Origin of the sequence: Candidatus Mycobacterium methanotrophicum (genome assembly GCF_023515995.1) — a bacterium.
Classification (GTDB): Bacteria; Actinomycetota; Actinomycetes; order Mycobacteriales; family Mycobacteriaceae; genus Mycobacterium; species Mycobacterium methanotrophicum.
Genome location: NZ_CP097320.1, coordinates 2,203,992 through 2,217,573, shown reverse-complemented (window position 1 = coordinate 2,217,573; position 13,582 = coordinate 2,203,992). Strand labels below are relative to the sequence as shown.

The 13,582-nt window shown below is 64.4% G+C and carries 13 protein-coding genes and 5 pseudogenes; 6 read left to right on the top strand and 12 right to left on the bottom strand.

The window, feature by feature from the left end:
- Window positions 1-274: 274 nt before the first annotated feature.
- From M5I08_RS11700 to M5I08_RS11680, 5 genes and pseudogenes are all read right to left on the bottom strand, one after another.
- Window positions 275-979 (bottom strand): annotated as a pseudogene (locus M5I08_RS11700) (PhoH family protein); the annotation flags it as partial.
- A gap of 155 nt (window positions 980-1,134) precedes the next feature.
- A pseudogene (locus tag M5I08_RS11695) lies at window positions 1,135-1,368 on the bottom strand (RNA methyltransferase PUA domain-containing protein); the annotation flags it as partial.
- Window positions 1,369-2,502: a molecular chaperone DnaJ gene (dnaJ, locus tag M5I08_RS11690; protein WP_219065802.1), complete on the bottom strand. Its 1,134-nt coding sequence runs from the start codon at window positions 2,500-2,502 to the stop codon at window positions 1,369-1,371.
- Between the two features lie 77 nt (window positions 2,503-2,579).
- Complete coding sequence (gene hrcA / locus M5I08_RS11685) at window positions 2,580-3,623, bottom strand: heat-inducible transcriptional repressor HrcA (protein WP_219065801.1); 1,044 nt, start codon at window positions 3,621-3,623, stop codon at window positions 2,580-2,582.
- Between the two features lie 176 nt (window positions 3,624-3,799).
- Entirely contained in the window at window positions 3,800-4,060 is a 261-nt protein-coding gene (locus M5I08_RS11680) for a helix-turn-helix domain-containing protein (protein WP_219065800.1), read from the bottom strand.
- Window positions 4,061-4,206: 146 nt separating this feature from the next.
- Here M5I08_RS11680 and M5I08_RS26780 point away from each other — a divergent pair.
- A pseudogene (locus M5I08_RS26780) lies at window positions 4,207-4,485 on the top strand (carboxymuconolactone decarboxylase family protein); the annotation flags it as partial.
- Window positions 4,482-5,059: pseudogene (locus tag M5I08_RS11675) on the top strand (sigma factor). The pseudogenes M5I08_RS26780 and M5I08_RS11675, both read left to right, overlap by 4 nt.
- On the opposite strand, the gene M5I08_RS11670 reads toward M5I08_RS11675, so the two are convergent.
- Window positions 5,056-5,550 carry an MTB12 family secreted protein gene (locus tag M5I08_RS11670; protein WP_370328609.1) on the bottom strand — a complete coding sequence of 165 codons (495 nt, stop codon included), beginning with the start codon at window positions 5,548-5,550 and terminating at the stop codon, window positions 5,056-5,058. The pseudogene M5I08_RS11675 and the gene M5I08_RS11670 overlap by 4 nt on opposite strands.
- Window positions 5,551-5,728: 178 nt before the next feature.
- A pseudogene (locus M5I08_RS11665) lies at window positions 5,729-5,905 on the bottom strand (iron ABC transporter permease); the annotation flags it as partial.
- 227 nt (window positions 5,906-6,132) lie between these two features.
- On the opposite strand from M5I08_RS11665, the gene M5I08_RS26185 reads away from it, so the two are divergent.
- The 3 genes from M5I08_RS26185 to M5I08_RS11655 all read left to right on the top strand — a co-directional run bounded on the left by M5I08_RS26185 (window position 6,133) and on the right by M5I08_RS11655 (window position 7,995).
- The gene (locus M5I08_RS26185; protein ID WP_255564649.1) at window positions 6,133-6,267 is read left to right on the top strand and encodes a hypothetical protein; all 135 of its coding nucleotides are present in this window, start codon (window positions 6,133-6,135) and stop codon (window positions 6,265-6,267) included.
- A 249-nt stretch (window positions 6,268-6,516) separates the two neighbouring features.
- Window positions 6,517-6,963, top strand: a complete 447-nt coding sequence (locus tag M5I08_RS11660; protein ID WP_219065798.1) for a DUF5994 family protein — start codon at window positions 6,517-6,519, stop codon at window positions 6,961-6,963.
- Window positions 6,964-7,335: 372 nt separating this feature from the next.
- Window positions 7,336-7,995, top strand: coding sequence for an MmyB family transcriptional regulator (locus M5I08_RS11655; protein ID WP_219065797.1), 660 nt, complete (start codon window positions 7,336-7,338; stop codon window positions 7,993-7,995).
- A gap of 5 nt (window positions 7,996-8,000) precedes the next feature.
- Here the strand turns inward: M5I08_RS11655 and glnA are convergent, their stop codons facing one another.
- Entirely contained in the window at window positions 8,001-9,437 is a 1,437-nt protein-coding gene (glnA, locus tag M5I08_RS11650) for a type I glutamate--ammonia ligase (RefSeq protein ID WP_219065796.1), read from the bottom strand.
- A gap of 301 nt (window positions 9,438-9,738) precedes the next feature.
- On the opposite strand from glnA, the gene M5I08_RS11645 reads away from it, so the two are divergent.
- Window positions 9,739-11,502, top strand: a complete 1,764-nt coding sequence (locus M5I08_RS11645; protein WP_219065921.1) for an NAD-binding protein — start codon at window positions 9,739-9,741, stop codon at window positions 11,500-11,502.
- A gap of 9 nt (window positions 11,503-11,511) precedes the next feature.
- On the opposite strand, the gene M5I08_RS27295 is transcribed toward M5I08_RS11645, so the two are convergent.
- The 4 genes from M5I08_RS27295 to M5I08_RS11630 form a co-directional block, all read right to left on the bottom strand.
- Entirely contained in the window at window positions 11,512-11,934 is a 423-nt protein-coding gene (locus tag M5I08_RS27295) for an NmrA family NAD(P)-binding protein (protein WP_219065795.1), read from the bottom strand.
- Window positions 11,931-12,365 (bottom strand): NmrA family NAD(P)-binding protein, encoded by a 435-nt coding sequence (locus M5I08_RS27290; protein ID WP_219065794.1) that lies wholly within the window; start codon window positions 12,363-12,365, stop codon window positions 11,931-11,933. Before M5I08_RS27290 ends, M5I08_RS27295 begins: the two co-directional genes overlap by 4 nt.
- A gap of 63 nt (window positions 12,366-12,428) precedes the next feature.
- Entirely contained in the window at window positions 12,429-12,905 is a 477-nt protein-coding gene (locus M5I08_RS11635; RefSeq protein WP_219065793.1) for a TetR/AcrR family transcriptional regulator, read from the bottom strand.
- Window positions 12,906-13,167: 262 nt separating this feature from the next.
- A complete protein-coding gene (locus M5I08_RS11630) occupies window positions 13,168-13,533 on the bottom strand; it encodes a transposase (RefSeq protein ID WP_219065792.1) in 366 nt (121 codons plus the stop codon).
- Window positions 13,534-13,582 lie beyond the last annotated feature (49 nt).

Genomic DNA, 13,582 nt, shown 5'->3' with positions numbered 1-13,582 from the left:
GATTCCCGATCATCTCTTTTGTCTGCAGCACCCGCGGTGGCTTGCCGGCACCCCGATCACTGCGGGTGTATACCGACCACAAATGGTCACCGGACGCGAGCGTCGACGAGCCGTCCTGGGCGTGGACTCGATAGATCTCCTTGAAGCCCTGCGGATAAACACCGAGCACTTCGGTGGGTTGTCCATCCGAGCCGACCACGCGATGCCCGACCCGAAGTTCACCGATCGATCGAAAGCCGTTAGGAGTCAACACTTTCGTGAACACCGGTTGCGCGCGACCACGCATGTATGCCAGCGGCGCGACCTCAATAACGCCGGACGCCATCAACTTCGGGATCAGTTCAGGATCCATCATGTCGTGCAGCGCGTCGTAAAGTGGACGAAGGTAGGGGTCGATCTTCTCGCTCAGCGTGCCGGGCAGAAAGCCAAGCCGCTCACCGGCTTCCACTGCGGGCCGGGTCAGGATGATGCGGGTGACCTGTTTGCGCTGCAACGCATTGACCGCCTTGGCCATCGCCAGGTAGGTCTTGCCGGTCCCGGCCGGGCCGATCCCGAAGACGATGGTGTGGGCATCGATGGCGTCGACGTAGCGCTTCTGGTTGAGGGTCTTGGGCCGAATCGTCTTGCCGCGCCGGGACAGGATGTCCAAGGTCAGCACCTCGGCCGGCGACTCGTTGCCGGTGCCGACGAGCATGGCCACACCGTGGCGCACCACCTCAGGGGTCAACGGCTGGCCACCGGCGACGATCGCGACGAATTCGGAGATCACCCGTTCGGCGAGCGCGACGTCGGCGGGCTCACCGGACAGCGTCACCGCGTTGCCGCGCACATGCAGATCTGCGGACAGAATGCGCTCGAGTGCGCGCAAGTTTTCGTCAGCGGAACCGAGCAGGCCCACGACGAGGTCGGGCGGAACGTCGATGCTACTGCGAACCGGAGCGGTCGATGAATCAGCAGCGTTGATCTCGCGAGGCGTCACGTGGTTTCTGATGCCTGCTTTCTGCGGTTTATTCATTGGGTTAGTGCCTCTGATTCTACCGCCGGGCGGTTTTGGCAGCGTCAGATCGACGTCAGCGCGAAAAAACCGCGGAAAAGACGCGCTAGCGTCAATCTGGACGCGGATGCCGGCGGGTTCACGGGCCGGCGCCCCGGCGGCACCTGCCAACGGTCAAACACCCTGGCCTGCAGAACGCCGCGGCCGGCCTGGTCGACCACGCAGCGGGCCAGACCTCCGACGCCGTCACCGAGCACCAGTTGCTGGCCGGGGCGGAGGCGTCGCACGGTAGCCGCGTGAAAGCCCGCACCGCCCTCGACGACGGCCAGCTCACCGGGCTCGGGCAGCGCGTCGATGTAGAACAAGCCGGGCAATTAGCGTCCGGTAAACGTCTCACGCAGCCGGCTGAACAGTCCGCCGGCGGCGTGCGTGGACCGGACTTCGGCCACGTCACGATCACGATGGCTCTTGAACTCGCGCAACAGCTCGGCCTCGCGGTGGTCAAGTCGTTCCGGCACCACTACCTCGACATGGACATGCAAGTCACCACGAGTGCCGGAACGCAGGTGCGGCATCCCGTGGCCGCGCAGGGTCGTCACGGAAGCAGGCTGGGTTCCCGCCGGGATGGTGATCTCGGTCAGGCCGTCGAGGATCGCATCCACGGTCACCGTGGTGCCCAGGGCCGCGTCGACCATCGGCACCGAGATCGTGCAGTGCAAATCGTCGCCGTCGCGCATAAAGATGTCGTGCGGTTGCTCATGCACCTCGACGTACAGATCGCCCGCCGGTCCTCCCCCGGGTCCGACCTCGCCTTGAGCAGTCAGGCGCACCCGCATGCCGTCGCCGACGCCGGCAGGGATCTTCACGGTGATGTCCCGACGCGCCCGCACCCGCCCGTCGCCGCCGCACTGGTAGCAGGGGTCGAGAATGACTTCGCCGACGCCACGGCAGGTCGGGCAGGGTCGCGATGTCATCACCTGGCCGAGCAGGGAACGTTGGACGGTCTGCACCTCTCCCTGGCCGCCACAGGTGTCGCAGGTCACCGGTGCCGAATTGCCGTTGGTGCCGCGGCCCTGGCACCGGTCGCACAGCACCGCGGTGTCAACGGTGACCTGCTTACTGACGCCGGTTGCGCATTCGGTGAGATCCAGCCGCATCCGCAGCAACGAGTCCGAACCCGGCCGGACTCTTCCGATCGGTCCCCGCGAGGTTGAGCCCCCACCGAAGAACGCCTCGAACACGTCGCCCAAGCCGCCGAACCCACCGAAGCCGTTTGCCGCTGATGCCGCGTTCGCCAGCGGGTCACCGCCCATGTCGACGATGCGCCGCTTCTCCGGGTCGGAAAGCACCTCGTAGGCGACGCTGATCTCCTTGAATTTCGCCTGCGCGACCTCGTCGGGGTTGATGTCGGGATGCAGCTCACGCGCGAGCTTGCGGTAGGCGCGTTTGATCTCCGCATCGCTCGCGTTCTGGCTCACGCCGAGCAGAGCGTAATAGTCGCGTGCCACGCCTGACCTTTCTTAGCCCTTAGACCATGTGAGGCCGCTTTCGACGGCCATCCACAAATTCTGCACCGGGTGCGCGTTCATCGCGCGCCCAGAACTTCACCGATATACAAAGCAACCGCAGCGACACTAGCGATAGTTCCCGGGTAGTCCATTCTGGTGGGCCCGAGCACAGCCATGCCTCCGTAGACGGCGTCGGTGGTGCCGTAGGCGGTGGACACCACCGATGTGCCGGCCATCTGCTCGGCCTCGGTTTCGTGCCCGATGCGCACGGTCACTTTGCCTGCTTCCTGCTGCGCGGCCAACAGCCGCAGCACCACGACCTGCTCCTCGAGGGCCTCCAGGATCGACCGCAGCGAGCCGCCGAAGTCGGCGGTGCTGCGGGTCAGGTTGGAGGTGCCGCCCAGTAGCAGCCGTTCCTCGCGGTGCTCCATAAGGGACTCCAGTAGCACCGTCGCAGAGCGTCCGACAGCGTCGCTGAGGCTCTTGGGCTGCCCGCCTCGGCCGTCGAGCTGCGCGGCAAGATCGGCGACCGCGATCGACGCCGCCGGAAGCCTTTTGCCTTCCAACGCTTGGCCGAGCATCTCGCGCAGCTGAGACAGCTGGTGGTCGTCGATGACATCTCCGAGCTCGACGATGCGTTGGTCGACCCGGCCGGAGTCGGTGATGACGACCATCAGCAACCTGGCCGGGGTCAGCGCGATCACTTCCAGATGCCGCACGGTCGACGTCGACAACGTCGGATACTGCACGATCGCCACCTGGCGCGTCAGTTGCGCCAGCAGCCGAACCGCGCGTCGCAGCACATCATCCAGGTCGACGCCGGACTCCAGAAAGCCTTGGATGGCGCGTCGCTCGGCCCCTGAGAGCGGCTTCACATCGTCGAGCCGGTCGACGAATTCCCGGTAGCCCTTTTCCGTCGGCACCCGTCCAGAGCTGGTATGCGGCTGGGCGATGTATCCCTCGGCCTCCAGCACGGCCATATCGTTGCGGACCGTGGCGGACGAGACGCCGAGGTTATGGCGCTCCACCAGCGCCTTCGACCCGACCGGCTCCTTGGTGGAGACAAAGTCGGCCACGATCGCGTGCAGGACCTCAAAGCGACGCTCGTCGGCACTAGCCATCCGAATCCACCTTTCTAACTTGGCCTATTTTACGGTGATCAGCGGCAGCAATTGCTTCCCGGCCCCACACCCAACCGGCCGCTCCGCCCACGGGTGCTAATGGCGCGCGTCCTCGACGGGCCGCGCTAGCCTTTCCTGCATGGCCACGTCCAGACCCGACGACGCGCCGGAGACGGTCAGCCGATGATCTTCAAGGGCAACACTGGCGGGCGCCCGCAGCGTTTCGCATCGCCCAGCGAGGCCGCCCCAGGTGCCGCGCACCAGCGGCGCCGCCATTTGCGCACGGTCTCCTCACAGACCCGCAGCGACGCTGCGATCACCGCGTTCGGGGTTCCCTCGGCCGCGGCGAGCACGATCTTGGCCCGCGTGACCAGGCGTTGCTCGGTGCGCCCGACCCGCACCAGGCGGCGCAGTCCGCGCCGCTGCGGCCCGGTCAACGTGATCGGGCCGGCGGGCTACTCCACGAGGCAATGATCGCGAATTGATAGCACTGGACACTTCAGCCCCACCCATCGCTCATGGTTTGTCGCCCAGCCACACCCCGTCGCCGACGAACTTATGGGCGCGAGCCCTAAGTGTCGCGGAATTGCTGGCTCTCGCCGACTACTACAACGCCACCTGCTTCTCCGAGCCGAAAAGCTCATCCTCGAGTACGCCACCGCGATCAGTCGCACGCCGGTCGAGGTGAGCGACGAGCTATTCGACCGCCTGCGAAACATTTCGACAACGCTCAACTGGTCGCGCTAACCCTCATCATCACGCTCGGCAACCTGCGCGGCCGCTTTAACTTCGCATTGGGAATCGGCTCCTCTGGTTTCAGCGACGGCAGGTGTGCGGGCTGCCGGACGCCGGTCGACGGTGACCGGCAGCGCGGACCTGGCAGCACGCTTCCAGGCGGCCCGGCCGCATCTGCGCGCCGTGGTTTACCGCATGTTGGGCTCGGTCGATGACGCCGAAGACGCCGTGCAGGAGGCGTGGCTGCGGCTCAGTGGCGGGGATGGCGAGCAGATAGCCAACCCCAACCTCGACGCCTGGCTGACCACTGTCGTGGCGCGGATCTGCCTGAACACCTTGCGCAGCCGCCGGGCGCGATCCCGCGAAGAGCTCGTCGCCCGGGTGCCGGATCCCATCGTCGAAAAAGTCGGCGAACTCGATCCCGAACATCAGGCGATGCTGGCCGACGGGGTGGGGCCCGCGGTGTGCTTGCGCGGCGACTTCGGTCCGGGACCGGCCGGGCTGCGCTCGGTGCAGGGCGCGTCCGCGGTGGCCGGGCTGGCCCGTGGCTATCCGGCACCGGAACGCGAAGCCCCCCCGCCGTCGTCAACGGCGCCGCGGGCGCGGTGATCTTCGTCGCCGACCGGCCCGCCGCGATCATGGGGTTCGTGGTCCACGGTGGGCGGATCGCCGCGATCGACGTGAGCGCGGTGACCGGCTAGCCCGTCGCTGCCTGCACCAGCGCCTGTGCGGACTGGGGCGAGATCGCCCAGCCACCTTGATTGACGAATGTGAGATTCTGCCTGACAGGCGCCGGGAACTTCGGACCCGAGATGGCCACGTCGGCGGTGGCCTGATTTGGGCCGGCCGGCTGGATGTTCGTCACATCGAATGACTCCGGAAAATTCCCGGCCCGGAACGCGTCTCGCAGCTTGTGGTCGGCGTCGCGCCCCTGGGCGTCATTGATCCCGCCTGCGACCAGACCGGTCTTGCTGTGGTACGACACGCCGGGATTGGTGAGGTTGGTGCAGAGGCTGGACAAGTCGCCCGCTGTCGGCAGATCCGGCGCCGGTGGCGAGTCTAATGGGAGTGGCACGGCGAACACAACAGGTTGCACCTGCGATACGACTGGACCAGTCGACGTAGCAACGCCGGCTGTGGCTCCAATCGCGGCGACGGCTAGCGCCCCGCAGGCGAGCAATTTCACGGTCATGGTCATCCCTTCGATTCGGACCCGAACATCGGGTCATTGTGCTGGCCATAGCAGTGGTTGTCTAAACATACCCCCAGACCTGCTGCGGAATCGCCATTTCTCGCCGGCATGGATTTGCTAATCGGCCGCATCCTGGCGTTGTCCCCAGGATTCGCCGAACCGTCCCCGGCCGCTAGCAGTGGGCGACGATCACTCGGGTGCGCGCTTGCGGATCGGCGGTGAGCGCATCAACCACGGTCGCCTTTTCTCGGTGTCCAGCGCGCTGGTCGCCTCGTCGGCCAGCAAAGTCGGCGCGGGTTGGAGTAGGGCGCGCGATGCTGACGCGTTGACCTTCACTTCCGGATAGGTTTTTACCGCAGCGGCGACCCGGTCCGCCTGCACGGCGACGGATACCTGGAGGTCACCGGCCCGGCGGCGCCACCATCTCGGCGGTGACACCATCGCCGCGGGCGACCTCGAGGAGCATCTGCGTGCACACCCGACGATCTCGTCGGCAGCGGTAGTAGCGCAGCCCGATCCTTTTTAGGTGAAAGGATCTGCGCTGCCGTTGTTTTCGCAGCCGGACCGCTGACGCTGACCGAATTGAACGACTACCCCAACCAACATGGAGTGGTCCGGTATGCGCGGCCGGACGTATTGATCGAGATGCCCATGTTACCGACCACCCCGGTGGGCACGGTCGACAAGTTGGCCATCGCCCAACAGATGCAGCCGTAAGCGGGCTGGCATAACGCCCTTTCGCTTGTCGCCCAACCGGTCCGGTGTAAAGCTGGTGGCGTAAACTAGGCGACGAGCTGTTTCGTTGTCAGCCGTGGTCGCCCGTTGTAGGCGGGTGATAGCGCCGGGCAATGTGATTCCTCCGTCGCCTCACGTCTGCGGGGCGGTCGATACCGGACCGTGAAGGAACTCCCGTGGATTGCATAGGCCCGATTATCGCCTGCGCTGAGCGCCGACAGTGATAGTCCAATGACGTATCCACTACGGCGACGGCGCCCCGACAATCTTGTACGGCTGTGCATATCTCGCCAGTTGGGCCGCGATATCGACGGCGCGTGGTGGCCGCGCAAAGACCGCATCACGAATGAACTGCCCGGCCTTATTGCGACGCTCGTCCCCCTACTTGGCGACATCACGACGATCAATGTCAATTGGCCACCGTTGCAACGACCGCCCGATTTCAACTGGCCCGGCTGGGAACATAAGCGCCAGCATGTGATGACGCTGCAGGGCGGAGACGCTCGCGCCAACCTACTGATAATTCCGTACGCAACCGAAAGTGCGCTTGCGCTGATGGTGTTACGCCGTGCCGCTGACCTGCCCGTTGAGCCCGCCGACCAAGTCAAACCGGCATTTTTGACCGCGAGTTCGATCCTGCAGGCCGCCCTGCAACAGCGCTCCGCGGACTGCTATTAATTTAGTGCCGCCGGGCGCTCACTTACCAAGCAGACTTGAGCAGTTCGGCCGTCGCGTCCCACAGCCGTGACTCGCGCGCCGGACCCCGGGCGAACGGCTTCACCTCCGCGCTCTTTGTCCTTAACGACGAACTCTCCGGTCTCGCGGATGGACCCACCGCTCGTCAAGGACGATCGATCCGAGCGCCGGACCGGAGCGGGTTGGCGACGAGACGCCGGGGATTCGTTCTAATGACGCCGCCGAGCCGTTGTACAGCGGGGCCGTGCTCTCTGCCCAGGCCGGTGTCCGGCATGAATCCTGGCTCGTACACCGCGACGTCGATCCCTGCGGGCGCTCGGCGTTGCAGTTTCGTGCGCGTAGTAGAGCAGGTCGGTGCAGGTCGTTGAGGCGCTCGCCCGCGCGTTGCGGGTCTTCGATGCCGAGCGTGAGCTGCTCTTTCGGCTGGCCGGCCATGCAAGCCCCGGCCTCGGTGTCGTATCGTCGCGGATTACGCCGAGCGTGCAACGCCTGCTCGATCGCCCGGCGCACACACCTGTCGCTGTCTTCGACGCCACCTGGACGCTGATCGTCGCGAACGCGCCGTACGACGCGCTGATGGGTCCGACGACGAGTTGGCGTGGAATCGAACGCAACAGCGTGTGGCGACATCTTGTCGGGCCGGGCATTCGCGTCGTCCACACCGCAGAGCAGCAGGCCGAATTCGAGGGCGCGTTGGTCGCCGATCTGCGGCTGACCGCCGCTCGCTATCCCGCCGGTCAATGGTTGAAACAGCTGACCCGCGACCTCGCGGCGCAGAGCCCACGCTTCGTAAACCTCTGGGAATCGGGCGTTCTCGAGCCGCACCAGGATTTCGGGCGCCGCAAGGTCATCGATCACCCCGACGTCGGGCACATCACGCTGGATTGCGACACTCTCATCGTCGCCGCCGACGACGTGCGCATCATGATCTACACCGCCGAACCGGAAACGGAAGACGCCGAGCGTCTCGCCCTTGCGATCGTGCTCGGCACGCACTCGTTGACGACGGGTTAGCTGCGTTATACGTCGTAGTACAGCGCGAACTCGTACGGGGTCAGTCGCAGGTTGTACGGCGCAATCTCGTAGTCACGTTTGTAGTTGATCCAGCTCTCGACCAGGTCCGGCGTGAAAACGCCGCCCTCCGTGAGGTATTCGCTGTCTTCTTCCAATCGGTCGATCACCGCCGACAGCTGGGTGGGGGCCTGCACGATTTCCGCTGCCTCTTCTGGCGGCAGCTCGTAAAGGTCCTTGTCAACAGGCGGAGGCGGCTCGATCTTGTTCTTGATGCCGTCCAGACCGGCCATCAGCATGGCCGAGAACGCCAGGTACGGGTTGCCCGACGAGTCGGGGCAGCGGAACTCCAACCGCTTGGCTTTGGGGTTGCTGCCGGTGATCGGGATCCGCACGCACGCCGAGCGGTTGCGCTGGCTGTACACCAGGTTGATCGGGGCCTCGAAACCGGGGACCAGGCGCTTGTAGGAGTTCACCGTCGGGTTGGTGAAGGCCAGCAGCGACGGCGCATGATACAGCAACCCGCCGATGTAGTGGCGGGCGGTGTCGGACAGACCGGCGTAACCGGTCTCGTCGTACATCAGCGGGCCACCGTCTTTCCACAACGACTGGTGGCAGTGCATACCAGAGCCGTTGTCACCGAACAGCGGCTTGGGCATGAATGTCACGGTTTTGCCGGCCTGCCATGCGGTTTGCTTGATGATGTACTTGAACATCTGATGGTCGTCGGCCGCGTGCAGCAAGGTGTTGAACTTGTAGTTGATCTCGGCCTGCCCGCCGCTGCCCACCTCGTGGTGGCCCTTCTCCAGGACGAAGCCGGCGTTGGTCAGGTTGGTCAGCATCTCGTCGCGCAGGTCGACGTAATGATCGGTGGGGGCTATAGGGAAGTAGCCGCCCTTGGGGCGGACCTTGTAACCCCGGTTCGGGCTGCCGTCGGACTCGGTTTCTTCTCCGGTGTTCCACCACCCTGATGTGGCGTCGACCTTGTAGAACGAGCCGTTGATGTTCGAGTCGAACTTGACCGAGTCGAAGATGTAGAACTCGGCTTCTGGGCCGAAGTACGCGGTGTCGGCAACACCCGAGCTGATCAGGTAGTTCTCGGCTTTGCGAGCGACGTTGCGCGGGTCGCGCGAGTACACCTCGAGGGTAAAGGGGTCGTGCACGAAGAAGTTCACGTTCAGCGTTTTGGCGGCACGGAACGGGTCGATGGTCGCGGTTTCCGGATCCGGAAGTAGCAGCATGTCGGACTCGTGAATCGATTGGAATCCGCGAATCGAGGAGCCGTCGAACGCCAGCCCTTCCTCGAACACATTCTGGTCGAAGGCGTAAATCGGAATTGTGAAGTGCTGCATAGTGCCTGGCAGGTCACAGAAGCGGACGTCGACATACTCAACCTTCTCGTCCTTGACGAGTTTGAAGATATCGTCTGGTGCATTTTCGGACACCGGATGCTCCTTTTGGTCGGCCGCCGACTGTCGGCGAACCCTAGCCCGCCATAGTCCTGTTCGCGACCCGACGCAGCGACGCAGAATTGTCCTACATCACCGCCATTTCGCCTGTGTGACGAGCTCAAGTCGAACCTGTTGCGGGACCTCGGTTCTCCTATCCTCCGGTGGCATCATCCCCGATGGTGACCGATAGTCATATGAACGAGCAGAGGTGGGACTAGTCATGCCGAACAACACAAAGCCACGGCCGATCGTCACCGGACGCACGAAACCCTTTTCCCGCCACACCCGCGAGATCATGCATCGCGAAATCATCGTCAGCGGTGACGATGCGCTGGCGAAGACCATCGCCGAGGAGCTCAGGGGCGCCGGCGCGCGGATCATTCAGATCGCCACGGCTGCCGATCTCCTCGGCGCCGGGGTGCATCGCGCACGCGCCGTCGTATGCGTTGGGCCCGACGATGCAGTGAATCTCGAAATCGCATTGTTGGCCAGAGAATACAGCCCCACTGTCCGCGTGGTGGCGCGTCTGTCCAACGATGTGCTGCACGAAGCGGTGGATGCCGTTAACGGCCCCGGCGCGATCTTGGACGTCGCCGACCTCGCAGCACCATCCGTCGTAGAGGCACTTCTGTCACGTAACGCGCATCACTTCGCCGCCGCCGGTATCGAATTTGTCGTCTGGGGAGCCGAGACGCCGTGCGACGGGACTCTGCGCGAACTCTATGCCGACCTTGCACCGGTCGCGGTGGTTCGCGGCAAGAATGCACCTTGCCCCGGTGAAGTGGTGCCATGTCCGGGACGGGATCTCCAAACCTACGCCGGCGACTGGACCTCGATGATCGGCGTCAAGGACGAATTGGAAGCCCGCGGGATCACCGTGCCTCCGCCGACCGCGACGCGTTCGCGCCACTCCCGGGTGCGCCGCGCAGTCTATGCCGCGCGCGCCATGCGCGACGACTTGAACCCGATGGCTGTTGCTTCGTTGGCATTCGCGGTGTTCCTCACGCTCGGCTCGACGGCGATCGTGCGCTTTGCATGTCACAACCCGCGAATGTCGTGGATCGACGCGTTGTACTTCACCTCCGAGACGATTACCACCGTGGGCTATGGCGATTTCAGCTTCGCCCACGAATCCCCTTGGCTGCGAATGTTCGCCGTCGGGTTGATGTGGGGCGGTACGATCATTACGGCCATCCTCATCGCGTTTCTCGCGGACCTGCTGTTGTCGCGCCGCTTCGTCAAAATGGCCGGAGCCCGACGGGCGCGCCGTATGCGCGACCACATCGTCGTCGTCGGACTGGGCTCCGTCGGCATCCGCGTGGTGCGAGATCTAACCGCAGCCGGATACGACGTCGTCGTCATCGAGCAGGACGAGAACAACCGATTCCTGTCCACGGTGGCCGAACTCGACGTGCCGGTGATTTTCGGAGACCCGACGATACGTCAGACGCTGGAATCAGCGCGCGTCGATCGCGCCCGCGGAGTGGCGGTAGTGAACCACCACGACATGAAGAACATCGAGACCGGCATTGTGCTGCTGGAGATCTTGGGATCCGGCACTAAGGCGCCCATTGTCATGCGCGTTCAGGGCCGAGCGCTGAGCACCGCGGTGAATCGGCGATTCGGTTTCGAAAACGTGCGCTCGATCGTGGACCTGGCCGCCCCCTGGTTCATCGGCGCCGCGATGGGCCTGCAGGTGCTGGGAACGTTTTGGGTCGGGCAGCGCTCGTTCATGGTCGGCGGAATGCTCGTCGCGGCGGGAAGCCAGTTGGATGGACTGCGAATGGCGGATCTGTCTACCGAGACGCGCGTCATCGCGATCACTCGACCGGAAGGTCCGGTGAGTTTGCGTCCGCGCCGCGACGCCCGGCTTCAAGCTGGCGATACCGCCTACCTCATCGGCCCGTACCGCGAACTGATCGCGACCCTGCGCAAGGGCCAGCCTCCACCGCAGACGACGGCTGACGGCGGGCTTGCGGCGGCGCTGGCCGCGGCGCGGTCGCCGCACCGGCCACAGCACACGCGCCAGCCACGATGGGCGCAAGAAGCGGAAGTGTGACGAGATCCTTTAGTGGGCCCAGTGCTTCGCGAGCCACTGTGCGAGGGTGTGGACGTGCTGATCGAGCTCGCCGGTCAGGACGCGGTCAGCTTGGTAGGCAGGTAGGTGCGCGAACCAGGCGAACATCGCGCGTTGGTCGTCGTCGCCGGCGGCGTCCAGCGGGAGCGCTTCGTAGCGAGCAGGTTGCCCGGCCTGTGCTCCGAACGCCTCGGCGATTTGGGAGCCGGTCAGTTCATCGCCGGCGATCTCGACCGCGCCTGCCGGCACACGTGACGGGTCCAGAATGACCGCGGCCGCGACGGCGCCGATGTCGTCAACGGCGACCATTTGCAACGGGATACCGTCGGCGAGCGGCAGACGGACCACGATTGTCCCGTCCTCGGATTCCGGCGGTTGGCGCAACAGGTTTTCGTCAAAGGACGTTGGACTCACGAAAATAGCTGGTAGACAAAGCTTCTAGATATATTTTCGACGCGACGTTTACTGTCGAAGTGTGGGATGCCAGTATGTCGGTCAGCGCCGGCGACCGAGCTGTACACCAGGTGCTGGACCGATGTCGCCTTGGCCGCGTCAGCGATGGCAATGCCGTCGGCGGTCTCCCCTGCTGTGCCCCGGCCTGACATCATCGTGGTCATCGCGAACACTCGTGATGCCCCGTTGAAGGCGGCTCGGATCGTTGCCGGATCGTCGAGATCAGCGACCACCAGCTGCGCGCCGGCCGCTGCCAGTTCTTGCGCCACGGGCTTTTGCGGGTCCCTTACCAGGGCTCGCACCGATGCTCCGGCAGCTAGCAATGCGCGCGCCGTTGCGCCCCCTTGTTGTCCCGTTGCTCCCACGACGGCGACCACACCAGATGAAGTCATGTCACAGATCCTTTCGTCAGGCGAGCGGATGTAAAGCTGGCTGAAAATGCCGCACGCACAAAGTCATCGACCGTCATCGGCCTCGAAGTCCGCGGACGAATAAGCTGAGATGACGCCGAGCGGTGGCCGGCCAGTCGGGAGTGTGGGGCAGTGGAGTCGCGATCGCGTGCCGCACACCGCAATATCTAACGCCGTGACATCGGCATGCACCGAGCCGTCTGCCTGACCTTCCGCCAAGAAGCCGCCAATCGCCTCGAGAACCTGGTTCTTGGCGGTGACCGCAGCATCGTCACGGAGCTGCTCCACTCCCCGCAACGGCAGCGCCACCAGCTGATCGGCAAAACTCAAGCATCCGTTCAGATACACCTCGGTAGCGTCCGCGCCGGTCAGTCCGCCAGCTCTGATCCGCGCAAGACTGTCCAGCAGCAGGTCATAGCCGCGACGCTGCAGTTCGTCGAGCAGTGCCGCGCGATTAGGAATGCCCCGATAAAAGGTGCCCACACCAACGCCCGCTGCGTCGGCGATCTCGGTCAGCGGCACGTTGTGCCTCGGCGCGCCATCAGTTCGGCCGCGGTACGCAGGATTTTCTCCCGGTTCTCAACGGCGTCCCGACGCACCGCCCTAGCGATCCTTTGTCGCTAGCCGCTTGAGGATCAACTTTCGACAATTTGGGATCTCCTGACGTTTCCGTGGGCGGGATTTCATGATGCTCGGCCGAGTAGTGCGGGGCACAGGCCGCCGCGGGTGAGCATGGCCATGCTGATCAAAGCATCCGAACTGTGAAACCCGAACGCACGCTTGGTCAATGCCCGTAGATGAGTGTTTGTGGCCTCGAACGAGCATTCGACAAGCCATGATCAAGGGTGTCGCAGATCAGCTGGCGGTGCCGGTCAATGGTGGCTGCCACCTTCACGAACTCCGGGATGCGGGAGTGTTTGGCCCACGACAACCAGCCGGCCAGCAGCTGGCGCCCGACCTCGCCGTTGACCCGAAACAGTTCCCGCAGCTGTTCTTTGAGCAGATACGCTCGATACAGGGCCTTGTTGGTGGTTTGGATAGTCGCAAGGCTGGCGCGTTGCTCACCGAATAGGTCGGCAGGATTCTTGCGTACCGCCCACATGGTGTGGCGGTCGCGGGTGGTCTTGCCTGTTAATTCGTCGGGGGTCATGCGGCAGCGGCGTGGTGGTAGCAATCCTGGAATGCTGCCAGGCGTTGCT

Coding starts and splice junctions, on each gene's coding strand:
- M5I08_RS11630 (WP_219065792.1), bottom strand. CDS start 13,533: ATGACCCCCGACGAATTAACAGGCAAGACCACCCGCGACCGCCACACC.
- M5I08_RS27290 (WP_219065794.1), bottom strand. CDS start 12,365: ATGACTTCATCTGGTGTGGTCGCCGTCGTGGGAGCAACGGGACAACAA.
- M5I08_RS11660 (WP_219065798.1), top strand. CDS start 6,517: ATGACGTATCCACTACGGCGACGGCGCCCCGACAATCTTGTACGGCTG.
- M5I08_RS11645 (WP_219065921.1), top strand. CDS start 9,739: ATGCATCGCGAAATCATCGTCAGCGGTGACGATGCGCTGGCGAAGACC.
- hrcA (WP_219065801.1), bottom strand. CDS start 3,623: ATGGCTAGTGCCGACGAGCGTCGCTTTGAGGTCCTGCACGCGATCGTG.
- M5I08_RS11670 (WP_370328609.1), bottom strand. CDS start 5,550: ATGACCGTGAAATTGCTCGCCTGCGGGGCGCTAGCCGTCGCCGCGATT.